Genomic DNA, 14,686 nt, shown 5'->3' with positions numbered 1-14,686 from the left:
AGTGTCCAGTCATGTTGCACGACCGGGAGGTCGCCATGAATATCCGCACTCTGCTCACCGCCTGCACGCTGATTGCATCGCCCTTCGTTCTCGCCGGTGGCAGCGGCCATGTGCCGGTCACGCCGCTCGGTCCCGAGGGCTACGGACAGGGCATGGCGGGCGCCAGCCCGGGCGGCATGATAGGACAGCATCCGCGCGAGCTGATCCGGCCCAACGCGCGCAGCCGCACCACGGACGTCTACCCGACCTTGCGCGGCACCCAGATCCGGGATTACTCCAAACCGGGCGTACGCATCGAGGACGATGCGTACGGCACCAGCGTCTATCCGACCGCGCCCTACAGCAACGTCCGCGACTACAACAAACCGGGCTGGCGCATCGAACGGCGCGAGTAACCGTCACTGAAGGGTCGCGGGCACCGACGGACATCCCCCGCGCCGGCATCGCCGGCGCACGGTAGACAACGATGAACGAACTGCCCAAACACCAGCTCACCATGACGGTGCTGATGACGCCGGACATGGCCAATTTCTCCGGCAATGTGCATGGTGGCGCCCTGCTCAAGCTGCTCGACCAGGTCGCCTACGCCTGCGCGGCGCGCTACGCGCAGTCCTATGTGGTGACGCTGTCGGTCGATCAGGTGATCTTCCGCTGCCCGATCCACGTCGGCGAGCTGGTCACCTTCTTCGCCTCGGTCAATTACACCGGCACCACCTCGATGGAGGTCGGCGTCAAGGTGGTGACCGAGAACATCCGCGAACACACGACGCGCCACACCAACACCTGCTACCTGACCATGGTGGCGATGGACGCCGACCGCCGGCCCTGCCCAGTGCCGACGCTGTTGCCGTCGACGCCGGACGAGCAGCGGCGCCACACCGCCGCACAGGTGCGGCGCCAGCTGCGCAGGGAATTCGACGCCCGCTTCGAGGAGTTGATGCAGGAAGAACAGGCCAAGGCCGGCCGCGGCGCGTAAGCACCCCGGCGGCGGAAGCACCTGCCGCAGTGCGTCATACTGTGCACCGAGTCCCACCCGGAGCGCGCTGCATGATCGACTACGACCACGACATTTCGGCCATCGACGCCGACCTGATCCGCCACGGCATGGCGGCCATCCACCTCGTCCGCGCCGGCGACCAGGCGGCGCTGGTCGATTGCGGCACCGGCCACTCGCTGCGCAATGTGCAGGCCGCACTCGCGCAGAAGGGCATCGCGCCGGAGGCGCTGCGCTACATCATCCTGACCCATGTGCACCTGGATCACGCCAGCGGCGCCGGCGCGGCGATGCGCGCCTTCCCGAATGCGCAGCTGGTGGTGCACCCGCGCGGCGCGCGCCACATGATCGACCCGTCGAAGCTGATCGCCGGCGCCACCGCGGTCTATGGCGAACAGGCGATGGCGGAAATGTACGGCGACATCCTGCCGGTCGACGCCGCGCGCGTGATCGAAACGCACGATGGTTTCGTGCTCGACTTCAACGGCCGCCGGCTCGAGTTCGTCGACACGCCGGGGCACGCGAAGCACCACCACTGCATCTGGGACGCGCAGTCGAAAAGCTGGTTCACCGGCGACACCTTCGGTCTGGCCTATCCGGAATGCACGGTCGATGGCCGCGCCTTCATGTTTCCGACCACCTCGCCGGTGCAGTTCGACCCGGTCGCGATGCGCGCATCGGTCGAACACCTGCTGTCACGCCAGCCGGAGGCGATGTTCCTGACCCACTACGGCAAGGTGACCGGCGTGCCGGTGCTGGGCCGCGCGCTGCTGTCGCGCATCGACGCGCACGTGGCGATCGCAAAGGCCGCGGCCAGTGCCGGCGACGGCCGCAAGCAGGCCCTGCTGGCGGCGCTGACCGCCTATCTGATGGACGAACTGCGCGCGCACGGCAGCCGGCTCACGCACGAGCAGGCGGTCGACGTGTGGGGGCTGGACATCGAACTGAATGCGCAGGGGCTGGAGGTGTGGCTGGACGGCGCAGCGGCCTAGGACAGGCTTCGTCGGCGGCCACACGGGCGATGAAGCCCGGGTGGCCGCCGACCGGACCTGATCAGGCCGACTTCTTGCGCGTCGACGTCGCCTTGGTGGCCGGCTTCTTTGCCGCGGCCGTCGTCTTCTTCGCCGCGGTCTTCTTCACCGGCGCCTCGGCTTCGGCCTCCGGCGCCGCATCGGCCGCCGCGGCCTTGGCCGTCTTCGCACCCGCCTTCGGCTTGACTGCGCGCGGCTCGAACTCGAAGCCGACCTTGCCATCCGGCTGGCGCACCAGGAAAGCCGAGAACTTGCGCTTGGTGCGCGACGACACGAAGCCCTTCAGCAGGTCGGTACGCCCCGCTTCGAGCAGCTTCTGCATCTGCTCCGGTTCGATCGGCTGCTGCAGGATGATCTTGCCGGAGCGGAAGTCGCAGCTCTTTTCCGGACCGACGGATTTTTCGCAGATGTAGGACATCGGCTGTTCGAACACCCGCGCCGAACACTTCGGGCAGGGACCAAGCGGTGTCTGCTGCGAGAAATCGACCGGCTCGGCGTTCTCGTCCTCGCGCGGCTGGCCGAAATCGAATTCCGGTTCCAGCTTGTCGTTCAGCTTGATCACCGCGTTGAACGGCCGGCCCATCTTGTTGCGGAAGCCGGTCAGCGGACCGACCTGGCGCTCGCGCAGCAGCGTGTCGATCTCGTGCGTCTCGAACTGGCGGCCGGCAACGATCTTCCACAGCGAGAAGTCGCAGCTCTGGCACTGGAATTTCTTGTAGTTCTCCTTCACGACGCCGCCGCAACGCGGGCACTTCTCGTCCAGCGTGGCGAAGTCGCCCGGAATGGTGTCGCTTTCGTAGCTCTTCGCCTGGTGCACGATGTGCTGCGTCATGTCGGCGATTTCGCGCATGAAGGCGTCACGCGACAGTTCGCCGCGCTCGATCTGCGACAGCTTGTATTCCCATTCGCCGGTCAGTTCCGGCGAACTCAGTTCGTCGATCTTCAGGCCGCGCAGCGCGATCATCAGCTGGAAGCCCTTGGCCGTCGGAATCAGTTCGCGGCCCTCGCGCAGCATGTAGTTCTCGAGTATCAAGTTCTCGATGATCTGCGCACGCGTCGCCGGCGTGCCGAGGCCGCGACCGGCCATCGCGGCGCGCAATTCCTCGTCGTCTATGGTCTTGCCGGCGCCTTCCATCGCGGTCAGCAGCGTCGCTTCCGAGTACCGCGCGGGCGGCTTGGTCTGCAGCGCCTTGACGATCATGTCATTGACGCGCGCACTTTCGCCCGGCTTGACCGGCACCAGGCTGGCGGACGCGGTTTCGCCCTTCTCCTTGCCTTCGTCGTCGGCAATCGCCGCTTCCTTGCCGTACACGGCCAGCCAGCCGGCATTGACCAGCACCTTGCCTTCGGTCTTGAACGCTTCGCCCTCGACCCGCGTGATGCGCGTCGTGATGCGGTATTCGGCCGCCGGGAAGAACACCGCGAGGAAGCGGCGGGTGACCATGTCGTAGATCTTCGCTTCCGCCTCCGACAGCGATTTCGGTTCGGTGCCGGTCGGGATGATGGCGAAGTGGTCGGAAATCTTGGCGTTGTTGAAGATGCGCTTGTTCGGGCGCACCCAGCCCTGCTTGACGATTTCGTTGGCGTGCGGCGCGTAGGTCTGCGGCAGGCGGGCCAGCACGTCGTTCACGGTCGGCAGGTAGTCCTCGGGCAGCGCACGCGCGTCGGTACGCGGGTAGGTCAACACCTTGTGCTTCTCGTACAGCGCCTGCGCGATCTGCAACGTCACGCGGGCGGAAAAGCCGAAGCGGCCGTTGGCTTCGCGCTGCAGCGACGTAAGGTCATACAGCAGCGGCGACAGCTGGGTCGAGGGCTTGGCCTCTTCCTCCACCGTGCCAGTCTTGCCGGCGCACTTGGCCTGGATGGCCTTCGCTCTCGCCTCGTCCCACAGCCGTTCGGCGCGGGCGTGTTCGTCGCCTTCCGGTTTCTTGAACTTCTCGTCGAACCAGCGGCCGGGATACTCGCCAGCGGCGACGCCGAAGCGGCCTTCGATTTCCCAGTAATCGCGCGACTTGAAGCGGCGGATTTCCTCTTCGCGGCGCACCACGATGGCCAGCGTCGGCGTCTGCACGCGACCGACCGTAGTCAGGTGGAAGCCGCCGGTCTTGGAGTTGAACGCGGTCATCGCCCGCGTGCCGTTGATGCCGATCAGCCAGTCGCTCTCAGCGCGCGACATCGCCGCCTGGCGCAGGCCTTCGACTTCCTGCGCCGAACGCAGGCCGGCGAAGCCGTCGCGGATCGCGGTCGCCGTCATCGACTGCAGCCACAGCCGTTCGATCGGCTTGTTCGTCTTGCTGTGCTCGACGATGTAATTGAAGATGAGCTCGCCCTCGCGCCCCGCGTCACAGGCGTTCACCAGGCCGTCGACGTCCTTGCGCTTGATCAGCCGGGTGAGCAGGCGCAGCCGCTCGGCGGTCTTGTCGATCGGGTTCAGCGTGAAGCGAGGCGGAATGACCGGCAGGTGCGCGAACGACCATTTGCCGCGCTTGACCTCGTATTCCTCCGGCACCGCCAGTTCGAGCAGGTGGCCGACCGCCGAGGACAGCACGTAGTCCTCGCTCTCGAAGTAATCGCCTTCGCGCGTGAAACCGCCCACGGCGCGCGCAATGTCCTGCGCGACCGACGGCTTTTCCGCGATGATCAGTTTCTTGCCCATGCCCGCCCGATACCTGCCGCCGGCTTGCGCGCGCAGGATGCGCGCCGGTTCAAGCGGCGTGAAAGCGGCGCATGATAGGGACAAAAAATCCGAACAGGCAAGACAAGTTGACCCGGCGGACGAAACGCGGGCTGCGATTCATCCGGCCGGGCAGGCCCTGCGCCGCGGCAGCGGTCCCGCACTTTTCAGTGCGGCGCGCGCGGCTCGTCGTCGTCCGACAGCAGTTCCTCGAGCACCAGCGTGTCCGTCGTGACCTGCTGGTTCCACAGCACCATCAGCACGATCACCTTGAGCTGGGCCAGCGACACTTCCTCGTCTTCCAGCGCCAGCGCGCGCTCGACGACGATTTCGCGGGTCAGCGCATTGATCGCGCCGGCCTCTTCGAGGAAGGCGAGAAAGCCGCGACACTCGGTATCGAGGCGCGACTGTTCGGCGGCCGAGTACAGACGGATGGAACGGCTTTCAGCCGCGATCAGCGGCTTCTCGGCGCCACCGGCGCTTTCGAGACCGGACAGCCAGCCCATGGCTTCCTCGATTTCATCCTGCTCGAAACCGGCGGCCGAGAGCTTGCGTGCGAGCTGGTTGGGCTCGGGATAACTGTCCAGGTGCGCGTAAGTTTCGAAAAGATAGACCAGAACGTCGATCATGATTCGGCTCCGCGCGAGCCGGTCGGCAGGCGTGCCCACCGGCGGGTTTGTAACCCGGCAGCGCGCGACGCGCACTGCCGTACTACCTGATGCGCTGGTAGCGTCCGTCGGGCAGCAGCGCCACCCGGTTTTCGAGTTCCAGCGAGAGCAGCATGGCGGAGAGGGTGTCCGCCGTCAAGCCGGTACGTTGCGACAGCACATCGATTCCGACCGGGTCGAAACCCATCGCGTCGAGCAGCGGGTCGCCGTCGCCGGAGGGCGCTTCCACGGCGGCTTCGGGCGGCGGCGCCGGCTGCAGCTCGGACAGGATGTCGCGCGCATCGTCGACCAGCTTGGCGCCCTGGCGGATGAGCTGGTGGCAGCCCTTGGACAGCGGCGAATGGATGGAGCCCGGAATCGCGAACACCTCGCGCCCCTGTTCGCCGGCCAGCCGCGCAGTGATCAGCGTGCCGCTGCGCGCCGCCGCCTCGACCACCAGCACGCCGCGCGCAAGGCCGGAAATGATGCGGTTGCGGCGCGGGAAGTTGTCGCGCAGCGCCGGCGTGCCGAGCGGGAACTCGCTGACGATGGCGCCATGCTCGGCGATGCGCCGCGCCAGTTCCTGGTTGCGCGGCGGATAGATGCGGTCGGCGCCGGTGCCGACCACGGCCACCGTGCTGCCGACACCGTCGAGCGCGCCGGTGTGGGCGGCCGCATCGCAACCGAGCGCCAGTCCGCTGACGATGGTGAGCCCGCCGCGCGACAGCTCACGCGCGAACTGCTCGGCATTGGACGCGCCCTGCGCGGTCGCATTGCGGGCGCCAACGATGGCCAGCGCGCGGCTGTTCAGCAGTTCCGGCCGGCCCTTCACGTAGAGCAGCGTCGGCGGATCGGCGATTTCGAGCAGGGCTTGCGGGTAGGCGGCGTCGGCCAGCGTGATCAGGTGGTTGCCCGGCTGTGACGCCCAGGCCAGCGTGCGCGCGACCTGTTCGTCGCCGTCGAAGGCAGCGAGGGCACGCGCCGCGCGCTCACCGACCGCCGCCCGCACCGCCGTGCCGGCCGCCGCGAAGATGTGTTCGGGCAGGCCGAACACCGACAGCAGACGGCGCTGCGTCTCCAGCCCGACGCCGCGGGTCAGCGTCAGCCGCAGCCAGGCTGCGGTCGAAGCGTCGCTGGCGATCGGCACGCCTTACGGCTTGCGGAAGCGGTCGCCGACGGTGATCGGACGCTTGGCGTCCATCACCAGCGCGTAGGAAATGTTGTCGTAGACGCGGAACACGAACACCAGACCGGAGCGTTCGTCCGGCAACTGGTAGGTGTCGATCTTCTGATCCTGGCGGATGTCGACCTTGGTCCCGGCCAGATAGGCGGCAAAGACATGGCCGATCTCGACGCCGTCGTTGGAGCCGCGGTTCAGCAGCACGACGTTGTGACGGCCGGACGACGCCACGCCGCCGACGATGCGCGCAACGCTGCCCTGGATGTCCTGCTCCGGCGCACGCGGCGCATAGGCGACGACCTCGGGCAGACGGGCCGGCACCAGACGGTCGCCCTTACCGATCTCGAACTGCGCCGACACGACCTGGAAGGTGGCCGGTTCGCCTTCGCGCATCAGTTTCACGTCGCCGAGGTATTCGGCTTCGTAGCCGATCACCTGCTTCGTTTCCGGATCGCGGATAGGCGCTGCCGGGCGATAGACATGCCACAGCGGCTTGTTTTCGGTAACGCCGCTCACGTATGCAGTATCGCCGGCACTCAGATAGACGCGCCCCTCTTCGGTGCCGACGACGCGCGGCGCCGTTTCGTTGAAGCCGGCTTCGACCGCGATCGGCCGGGTCAGGAAGGGCTCGATCGCCTTGTGCGGAATCGACGCGATCGGTTCCTTGACCGCTTCCTCGTAGGTCCGCGGGCTCAGCTTGACCGGCTGACCGACGCGCAGCCGCGGCGAACCGCCGAAATCATCGAGATAGACGATCTGGCCGGGATAGATCAGGTGCGGATTGCGGATCTGCTCGCGATTGAGCCGCCACACTTCAGGCCAGCGCCACGGCTCCTTCAGGAAGAGGCCGGCGATGCCCCACAGCGTGTCGCCCGGCTTGACGACGTGCCGGTCCGGCGCGTTGCCGGCGAGGGCCGGCGGCGCTGACTGGGCGAAGGCGGTCGCGCTTGAAAGGGCGACCAGCAGGGAGCATATAATCTTGCGCATGGTGTGGCCTCGCACGGGCAGCGCCTGCGCATGCAGGAACCTGCCGGGGGTTTGCCTTTCAATATCGTTACGAACCGGCTCCACCTTGAATGCCCTGCACCGTCGAAACGGTGACTTGGCAAGGCGGCACGCCAACTGCATGCCGAAGTGTAGCAAGCGGCGTCATGTAATGACAGTCTGCATGAAAATTCACCGCTAATCCATTAAATCAGCACGACTTTTATGGCCCTGCTCCCGATTCTGAAATTCCCCGACCCCCGCCTGCGCAAGAAGGCGGCGCCGGTCATCGCGGTGGACGATTCCATCCGCAAGCTCGCCGCCGACATGGCCGAAACCATGTACGCCGCGCCGGGCATCGGGCTGGCCGCAACACAGGTTGACGTGCACAAGCAGGTGATCGTGATCGACATCAGCGAGGACAAGTCCGGCCTGATCACGCTGATCAACCCGCGCATCGTCGAGCGCGACGGCGAACAGGTCTATGAAGAAGGCTGCCTGTCGGTGCCCGGCATCTACGACAAGGTGACCCGCGCCGAACACGTGAAGGTGCGCACGCTGACCCTGGACGGCGCCGAGCAGGACATCGACGCGCACGGCCTGCTGGCCGTCTGCATCCAGCATGAGATGGATCACCTGCAGGGCAAGGTGTTCGTCGACCACCTGTCGCAGCTGAAGCAGACACGGATCAAGACCAAGCTCGCGAAGCAGGCGCGCGAAACCGCCTGATGCAGTCGCGCATCGCCCGCCCACGCATCGCCTTCGCTGGCACGCCCGAATTCGCCGCCCGCGCGCTCGACGCGCTGGCCGGCTTCGACTGCGACATCCCGCTGGTGTTGACCCAGCCCGACCGTCCGGCCGGGCGCGGCATGAAACTGATGCCCAGCCCGGTCAAGCAGCGCGCACTGGCGCACGGCCTGAACGTGGCCCAGCCCGAAACTTTGAAAACGCTGGAACTGCGCGCACCGCTGGTCGAGGCCGCGCCGGACCTGCTGGTCGTGGTCGCCTACGGCCTGCTGCTGCCGCGCGCCGTGCTCGACATTCCGCGCCTCGGCTGCATCAACATCCACGCCTCGCTGCTGCCACGCTGGCGCGGCGCCGCGCCCATCCATCGCGCGATCGAGGCGGGCGACGCCCGCAGCGGCATCACGCTGATGCAGATGGACGAGGGACTGGATACCGGCCCGATGCTGGCCGAGCGCACCGTCGACATCGCCGCCGACGACACCACCGCAACGCTGCACGACCGGCTGGCCGCCACCGGCGCGCAACTGCTGATCGACACGCTGCCCGCGCTGCTGGCCGGACGCATCAGACCGGTGCCGCAGCCGGCCGACGGCGCCTGCTATGCGGCGAAGATCGGCAAGGCAGAGGCGGCGCTGGACTTCCGCCGTCCGGCGGTCGACCTGGACCGCGCGATCCGCGCCTTCAACCCCTTCCCCGGCGGGCTGATGACTGTGGACGGCACGCCGATCAAGCTGTGGCGGGCTCGCGTCGAGTCGGCGAGCGGCGAGCCCGGGCGCATCCTCGCGGTCGGCGACGACGGCGTCGTGATCGCCTGCGGAGAAGGCGCGCTGCGCGTGACCGAGCTGCAGAAACCAGGCGGCAAGCGGCTGCCGGCCGCCGACTTCCTGCACGGTCATCCGCTGGCGGTCGGCCAGCAGGCCGAGGTGTGATCCGCCGCCGCCGCGACGCCCCGGGGTTTCCTTGTAAGCGCAGTTTTCACCAGCGCCGCCGCTTGAATTTCTTGCTTCGCGCACGATCTATAGTGCGCTTCCTCTCTTACTGAAAGGTATTCGAATGTTCGGCAACTGGCTCAAGACCTCGATACTGATGGCGGGCATCGTCGCGCTGTTCGGCGTGGTCGGTGCAGCCATCGGCGGTCAGCAGGGCATGCTGATCGCACTGCTGTTCGGCGGCGCCACCAATCTGTGGGCCTACTGGTTCTCCGACAAGATGGTGCTGCGCATGTACAACGCGCGCGAAGTCGACGCCGCCTCCTCGCCCTACCTGTACAACATGGTGGCCGAGCTGGCGCAGCGCGCGCAGCTGCCGATGCCCCGCGTCTACATCATCGACGAAGCGCAGCCCAACGCCTTCGCCACCGGCCGCAATCCGGAAAACGCCGCGGTTGCCGCGACCACCGGCATCATCCAGATGCTGTCGGCGCGCGAACTGCGCGGCGTGATGGCGCACGAACTGGCGCACGTGAAGAACCGCGACATCCTGATCTCGACCATTTCGGCCACGGTGTCCGGTGCGATTTCGGCGCTGGCGCAGTTCGGCATGTTCTTCGGCGGTGGCCGCGATTCGGAAGGCCGCCCGGCCAATCCGGTGCTCAGCATCGCCGTCGCCATCCTGGCGCCGATCGCCGCCATGCTGATCCAGATGGCGATCTCGCGCACCCGCGAGTTCGGTGCCGACCGCGAGGGCGCGGCGATCTCGGGCGACCCGGAGGCACTGGCCAGCGCGCTGGCCAAGATCGACGCCTACGCCCGCGGCATTCCGATGCCGACTGCCGAAGCGCATCCGGAAACCGGCCAGATGATGATCATGAACCCGCTGTCCGGCGGCGGCCTGCGTGGCCTGTTCAGCACCCACCCGGCGACCGAGGAACGCATCGAGCGGCTGCGCGCACTCGCCACCGGTCGCTGACACACACCCCCGCCATTGCGGCATCATGCCCGCAGCGTGCGCAGCTTTCGCGGCGCGCGCTGCGGGTTTCGTCTTTCATCTGTACAACGTGGAGATGCCGACATGGATCGAGGCTGGAACGGCGGCGGCGGCGCGCGCAACGTACTCGGCGGACCGCTGGAGCCGTGTTCGTTCAAGCCGATCACCGGTTTCTTCCGCGACGGCTGCTGCAACACGGACGAGAACGACTTCGGCTCGCACACGGTATGTGCCGTCATGACCGACGCCTTTCTCGACTTTTCCCGCTCGCGCGGCAACGACCTGTCGACGCCGCGCCCCGAGTACGACTTCCCCGGCCTGCGCGCCGGCGACCGCTGGTGCCTGTGCGCCATGCGCTGGCGCGAGGCCTACGAGGCGGGCCAGGCACCGCAGGTGGTGCTGGTCGCGACGCACGAGTCGGCCCTGCGGCATGCGCCGCTCGACGCATTGAAGGCGCACGCGTGGGCCGGCTGAGCGCAGCGCTTACAATCGCGCTCCCGCGCCCGGCCATCACCCGCATCCAAGATTGAATTCCACTTCCCGCCCCCCCAGGACGCTTCCTGCTGATTCGCTCGCCGCATCGCTGCTCGACGCCGCACACGCCGTTGCCGGCGTGCTGCAGGGTGAGGCGCTCGACGACGCCTTCGGCCACGTCGCTGCGCAGTCGACCAACGGTGCCGCCGTGCGCGACCTGGCGTACCAGTGCCTGCGCGCTCACGCCGGCATCGAACGCCGGCTGGCCGTGCTGGTACCCAAGCCGCTGCGCGAAACCGACCGCCGCGCATTGCTGCTGGTCGCGCTGTGCCGGCTCGAAGCGCGACCCGACACGGCGCACACCACGGTGAACCAGGCGGTCGAGGCCGCGCGCGTACTTGGTGGTGATCGCTTCGGCGGGCTGATGAATGCGGTGCTGCGCAACGCGCAGCGCCGTCACGCCGAACTCGACGCGGCGGTTGCCGCCGACCCGGCCGCCCGGCTGCAGCACCCGCAGTGGTGGCTGGATATGCTGCGTCACGACCATCCCGATCACTGGCAGGACATCGCCGCGCAGGGCAATGTCCACCCGCCGATGGCGCTGCGCGCGAACCGCCGCCGCACGACGCCACAGCAGGCGCTGGCGCAGTTGCAGGCGGCCGGCATCGTGGCGCAGATCCGCGGCGACGACGGCCTGCTGCTCGACAAGCCCAGCCCGGTGTCGCGCCTGCCCGGCTTCGCCGACGGCGAGCTGTCGGTACAGGACCTCGGCGCCCAGCGCGCGGCTGCCTTGCTCGATGTCGCCCCCGGCCAGCGCGTGCTCGACGCCTGCGCCGCACCGGGCGGCAAGGCGTCGCATCTGCTCGAACGGGCCGAGCTCGACCTGCTGGCCCTGGACCACAGCGAACCGCGTACCCGACGCATCGCCGAAAACTTCGAGCGGCTGGGTCTGCGCGGCCGCATCGCGGTCGGCGACGCCGCCCGGCCGGACGACTGGTGGGACGGCACGCCGTTCGACCGCATCCTGGCCGACGTACCGTGCAGCGCCTCCGGCGTCGTGCGTCGCCACCCGGACGCCAAATGGCTGCGCCGTCCGCAGGACATCGCCGGCTTCGCCGCCCAGCAGCGCGCAATACTGGATGCGCTTTGGCGCGTGCTCGCTCCGGGTGGTAAATTGCTCTATGCCACCTGTTCGGTGTTCCGCGCCGAAAATCAGGATCAGGTGACCGCCTTCACCGCCCGCCATCCCGACTGCCTACGTCTGAGCCCATGTGGTGCGCCCGATCTGCAACTGCTGCCGACCGCCGAGCATGACGGCTTCTACTACGCACTGCTGCAGAAGTCTCCGCACGCTGGCTGAGCGCGCGCGCGCGCTGCTGCTGGCGTTGCTGATCGCGACGCTGGCCGGCCACGCGTCGGCCGCAGGCGTCACGATGCGCGACGTGCGCCTTGACCACGGCGACGACGGCTACCAGTTGTCGACCGATGTTTCGATCGCGCTGTCGCCGCGGCTGGCCGAAGCGGTCACGCGCGGCGTCGCGCTGTACTTCGTGCTCGAGTTCGAAATCAGCCGACCGCGCTGGTACTGGCTGGACGAGGACGTGGTCGAGCGCAGCCAGACCTACCGTCTCAGCTATCACGCGCTGACCCGGCAGTACCGCGTGTCCACTGGCGCGCTGCATCAGAGCTTCGACACGCTGGACGAGGCACTGAAGCTGATCGGCCGCCTGCGCAGCTGGCACGTGGTCGACTACGACCGCCTGAAGGCCGGCGAGAGCTATGTCGCCTCGCTGCGCCTGCGCCTGGACGTGACGCAGCTGCCCAAACCTTTCCAGCTCAGCGCAATGAGCAACCGCGACTGGACGCTGGAATCGGAATGGCAGCGCTGGGGCTTCACCGCACAGCCGCGGGAGGCGCGATGAGGGCCTTCATCGTCGCCACCACGGCGATCAGCGGCGTGCTGCTGCTGCTGCTGTCGCTGGCCAGCGAGAACACCGAGCTGTTCGCGCGCAATTACCCGCTGCTGCTCGGCATGAACATCACGGTCGCGGTCGGCCTGCTGGCATTGGTCGCCTGGCTGGTGACGCAGCTGCTGCGCGAGCACCGCGCCGCAGTGTTCGGCTCCCGTCTGAAGCTGCGGCTGTTCGCCGCCTTCGCCGCGCTCGCCGTGGCACCGGGCGCACTGATCTACGTGCTGTCGGTGAACTTCGTGTCGCGCTCGGTCGATTCCTGGTTCAACGTGCGCATCGAACAGGCGCTCGAGGGCGGCCTCAACCTCGGCCGCAACACGCTGGACTACGTCTCCGCCGACCTGCTGGAAAAGGCCCGCGCGATGGCGCGCGAACTGGGCGACACGCCGCTGATCCGGCGCAGCGCGCGGCTGGACGAGCTGCGCGAACAGTCGGGCGCCGCCAGCGCGACGCTGTTCTCGTCCGCCGGCCGCGTGCTGTCGACCAGCTCGGCGGCCACCCGGCTGGTGCCGCCGCTGCCGTCGCCGTCGCAACTGCGGCAGGCGCGACAGGGCGCCGGTTTCGCCGCGGTCGAGAGCGACGTCGACGCCGGACTGACGGTGCGCGCGCTGGTGTTCGTCGGCAGCGGCGCGCTGGCCTCCGACGCCCCGGTGCTGCAACTGACGCAACCGCTGCCGGCTTCGCTGGCGCAGAACGCCGAAGCGGTGCAGAGCGCCTACCGCGACTACGAAGAGCTGTCGCTGGCGCGCGCCGGGCTGAAACGCATCTTCGCGCTGACGCTGACGCTGGCGCTGCTGCTCGCGCTGCTGTCGGCGCTGGCGGTGGCCTTCGTCATCAGCCGTCGCATGTCGGCGCCGCTGTCCATCCTGGCGCGCGGCACCGACGCGGTGATGCAGGGCGACTTCAGCCCTATCCCGGCGGTCGCCTCGCGCGACGAACTGGGCACGCTGACCCAGTCCTTCCGCCGCATGACGGAACAGCTGAACGAGGCGCGCGCCCAGGCCGAGCGCAGCCGCGCCGAAACCGAAGCGGCGCGCACCTATCTCGAAGGCGTGCTCGGCAACCTGTCGACCGGCGTGCTGGCCTTCAGCCCGTCGACCAAGCTGCGCGCCGCCAACCAGGGCGCGATGGCCATCCTCGGTGACACGCTGGAGGGGTGGGAAACGCTGACGCTGGCGCAGTGGCCGCGGCACGCCGAACTGCGTGACACCATCGTCGCCGCGATCGACGAGGCGCAGGAATCGTGGAGCCGGCAGATCGACATCCCCGACCCCTTCGGTCCGGGCAAGACGCTGCTGATCCGCGGCTCGCAGCTGCCGGCGGCCGGCGGCGGCGGCTTCGTCGTCGTGTTCGACGACATCACGCAGCTCATTTCGGCGCAGCGCAGCGCCGCCTGGGGCGAGGTCGCGCGGCGGCTGGCGCACGAGATCAAGAACCCGCTGACGCCGATACAGCTGTCAGCCGAGCGGCTGCAGTTCAAGCTGTCGGACAAGCTCGACGCGGAGGGCCAGAAGATGCTGGCGCGCGCCACCTCGACCATCGTCGACCAGGTCGAGGCGATGAAGAACATGGTGAACGCCTTCCGCGACTACGCGCGGCTGCCCGCGCCGGCGCTGGCGCCGCTCGACCTGAACCGGCTGGTCGACGAAGTGCTCGGCCTGTACGAAACGTCGGCCGCCCGCATCGAGCGCCAGTTGTCGCCGGACCTGCCCGACGTGGCCGGCGATGTCGGACAGCTGCGGCAAGTGATCCACAATCTGCTGCAGAACGCGCAGGACGCGCTGGCCGAGGCCGACGCACCCTGCATACAGATCCAGACGCGGCGCCGTGGGGGGCGAGCGGAACTGGCGGTGCGCGACAACGGCAGCGGCTTTCCGCCGCAGGTGCTGGCGCGCGCCTTCGAGCCCTATGTCACGTCCAAGGCGCGTGGCACCGGACTCGGACTGGCCATCGTCAAGAAGATCGTCGATGAGCACGAAGGACGCATAGAAATAGAGAACGTCGCGCCGCATGGCGCGGAAATCCGCATCTCGCTGCCACTGGCGGCATGAAGGAATCA

General features: G+C 68.0%; 14 protein-coding genes. 10 read left to right on the top strand and 4 right to left on the bottom strand.

Annotated features, from left to right (window positions below; genetic code table 11):
• Positions 1–35: 35 nt before the first annotated feature.
• From IV112_RS18980 to IV112_RS18970, 3 genes are all read left to right on the top strand, one after another.
• A complete protein-coding gene (locus IV112_RS18980) occupies positions 36–395 on the top strand; it encodes a hypothetical protein (protein WP_304006197.1) in 360 nt (119 codons plus the stop codon).
• A 71-nt stretch (positions 396–466) separates the two neighbouring features.
• Positions 467–976 (top strand): acyl-CoA thioesterase, encoded by a 510-nt coding sequence (locus IV112_RS18975; RefSeq protein WP_304006195.1) that lies wholly within the window; start codon positions 467–469, stop codon positions 974–976.
• A gap of 71 nt (positions 977–1,047) precedes the next feature.
• Complete coding sequence (locus tag IV112_RS18970; RefSeq protein ID WP_304006192.1) at positions 1,048–1,986, top strand: MBL fold metallo-hydrolase; 939 nt, start codon at positions 1,048–1,050, stop codon at positions 1,984–1,986.
• Positions 1,987–2,047: 61 nt separating this feature from the next.
• Here IV112_RS18970 and IV112_RS18965 read toward each other — a convergent pair whose 3' ends face one another.
• The 4 genes from IV112_RS18965 to IV112_RS18950 form a co-directional block, all read right to left on the bottom strand.
• Positions 2,048–4,681: a DNA topoisomerase III gene (locus tag IV112_RS18965; RefSeq protein ID WP_304006189.1), complete on the bottom strand. Its 2,634-nt coding sequence runs from the start codon at positions 4,679–4,681 to the stop codon at positions 2,048–2,050.
• Positions 4,682–4,866: 185 nt separating this feature from the next.
• Positions 4,867–5,328, bottom strand: coding sequence for a DUF494 family protein (locus IV112_RS18960; protein ID WP_020162914.1), 462 nt, complete (start codon positions 5,326–5,328; stop codon positions 4,867–4,869).
• Positions 5,329–5,410: 82 nt separating this feature from the next.
• On the bottom strand, positions 5,411–6,493 hold the full coding sequence (dprA, locus tag IV112_RS18955) for a DNA-processing protein DprA (RefSeq protein ID WP_304006185.1): 1,083 nt from the start codon (positions 6,491–6,493) through the stop codon (positions 5,411–5,413).
• A 3-nt stretch (positions 6,494–6,496) separates the two neighbouring features.
• Positions 6,497–7,513 carry a LysM peptidoglycan-binding domain-containing protein gene (locus IV112_RS18950; RefSeq protein WP_304006182.1) on the bottom strand — a complete coding sequence of 339 codons (1,017 nt, stop codon included), beginning with the start codon at positions 7,511–7,513 and terminating at the stop codon, positions 6,497–6,499.
• Between the two features lie 222 nt (positions 7,514–7,735).
• On the opposite strand from IV112_RS18950, the gene def reads away from it, so the two are divergent.
• The 7 genes from def (at position 7,736) to IV112_RS18915 (ending at position 14,678) form a co-directional block, all read left to right on the top strand.
• Positions 7,736–8,239, top strand: coding sequence for a peptide deformylase (gene def, locus IV112_RS18945; protein WP_304006179.1), 504 nt, complete (start codon positions 7,736–7,738; stop codon positions 8,237–8,239).
• The gene (fmt, locus tag IV112_RS18940) at positions 8,239–9,186 is read left to right on the top strand and encodes a methionyl-tRNA formyltransferase (protein WP_304006177.1); all 948 of its coding nucleotides are present in this window, start codon (positions 8,239–8,241) and stop codon (positions 9,184–9,186) included. The genes def and fmt overlap by 1 nt, the downstream gene beginning before the upstream one ends.
• Before the next feature lie 124 nt (positions 9,187–9,310).
• On the top strand, positions 9,311–10,165 hold the full coding sequence (gene htpX, locus IV112_RS18935) for a zinc metalloprotease HtpX (RefSeq protein ID WP_304006174.1): 855 nt from the start codon (positions 9,311–9,313) through the stop codon (positions 10,163–10,165).
• 102 nt (positions 10,166–10,267) lie between these two features.
• Positions 10,268–10,657 carry a DUF2237 family protein gene (locus tag IV112_RS18930; protein ID WP_019915928.1) on the top strand — a complete coding sequence of 130 codons (390 nt, stop codon included), beginning with the start codon at positions 10,268–10,270 and terminating at the stop codon, positions 10,655–10,657.
• A gap of 139 nt (positions 10,658–10,796) precedes the next feature.
• Positions 10,797–12,017 carry a 16S rRNA (cytosine(967)-C(5))-methyltransferase RsmB gene (gene rsmB, locus IV112_RS18925; RefSeq protein WP_304006245.1) on the top strand — a complete coding sequence of 407 codons (1,221 nt, stop codon included), beginning with the start codon at positions 10,797–10,799 and terminating at the stop codon, positions 12,015–12,017.
• Positions 11,968–12,579, top strand: a complete 612-nt coding sequence (locus IV112_RS18920; RefSeq protein WP_304006170.1) for a DUF4390 domain-containing protein — start codon at positions 11,968–11,970, stop codon at positions 12,577–12,579. The genes rsmB and IV112_RS18920 overlap by 50 nt, the downstream gene beginning before the upstream one ends.
• On the top strand, positions 12,576–14,678 hold the full coding sequence (locus IV112_RS18915) for a sensor histidine kinase (protein ID WP_304006167.1): 2,103 nt from the start codon (positions 12,576–12,578) through the stop codon (positions 14,676–14,678). The genes IV112_RS18920 and IV112_RS18915 overlap by 4 nt, the downstream gene beginning before the upstream one ends.
• The last annotated feature ends 8 nt before the right edge of the window (positions 14,679–14,686 follow it).

This window comes from Methyloversatilis discipulorum (assembly GCF_018780585.1).
In the GTDB taxonomy this organism is placed as follows: domain Bacteria; phylum Pseudomonadota; class Gammaproteobacteria; order Burkholderiales; family Rhodocyclaceae; genus Methyloversatilis; species Methyloversatilis discipulorum_B.
The sequence above is the reverse complement of the archived record's forward strand: the minus strand, read 5'-3'. Positions and strand labels throughout refer to the sequence as shown.

What these genes read in the sequence shown, in the direction of transcription:
- fmt (WP_304006177.1), top strand. Translation starts at nt 8,239, where the DNA reads ATGCAGTCGCGCATCGCCCGCCCACGCATCGCCTTCGCTGGCACGCCC.
- IV112_RS18975 (WP_304006195.1), top strand. Translation starts at nt 467, where the DNA reads ATGAACGAACTGCCCAAACACCAGCTCACCATGACGGTGCTGATGACG.
- IV112_RS18915 (WP_304006167.1), top strand. Translation starts at nt 12,576, where the DNA reads ATGAGGGCCTTCATCGTCGCCACCACGGCGATCAGCGGCGTGCTGCTG.
- IV112_RS18970 (WP_304006192.1), top strand. Translation starts at nt 1,048, where the DNA reads ATGATCGACTACGACCACGACATTTCGGCCATCGACGCCGACCTGATC.
- htpX (WP_304006174.1), top strand. Translation starts at nt 9,311, where the DNA reads ATGTTCGGCAACTGGCTCAAGACCTCGATACTGATGGCGGGCATCGTC.
- IV112_RS18930 (WP_019915928.1), top strand. Translation starts at nt 10,268, where the DNA reads ATGGATCGAGGCTGGAACGGCGGCGGCGGCGCGCGCAACGTACTCGGC.
- IV112_RS18960 (WP_020162914.1), bottom strand. Translation starts at nt 5,328, where the DNA reads ATGATCGACGTTCTGGTCTATCTTTTCGAAACTTACGCGCACCTGGAC.
- IV112_RS18980 (WP_304006197.1), top strand. Translation starts at nt 36, where the DNA reads ATGAATATCCGCACTCTGCTCACCGCCTGCACGCTGATTGCATCGCCC.
- IV112_RS18965 (WP_304006189.1), bottom strand. Translation starts at nt 4,681, where the DNA reads ATGGGCAAGAAACTGATCATCGCGGAAAAGCCGTCGGTCGCGCAGGAC.
- def (WP_304006179.1), top strand. Translation starts at nt 7,736, where the DNA reads ATGGCCCTGCTCCCGATTCTGAAATTCCCCGACCCCCGCCTGCGCAAG.
- IV112_RS18920 (WP_304006170.1), top strand. Translation starts at nt 11,968, where the DNA reads ATGACGGCTTCTACTACGCACTGCTGCAGAAGTCTCCGCACGCTGGCT.
- IV112_RS18950 (WP_304006182.1), bottom strand. Translation starts at nt 7,513, where the DNA reads ATGCGCAAGATTATATGCTCCCTGCTGGTCGCCCTTTCAAGCGCGACC.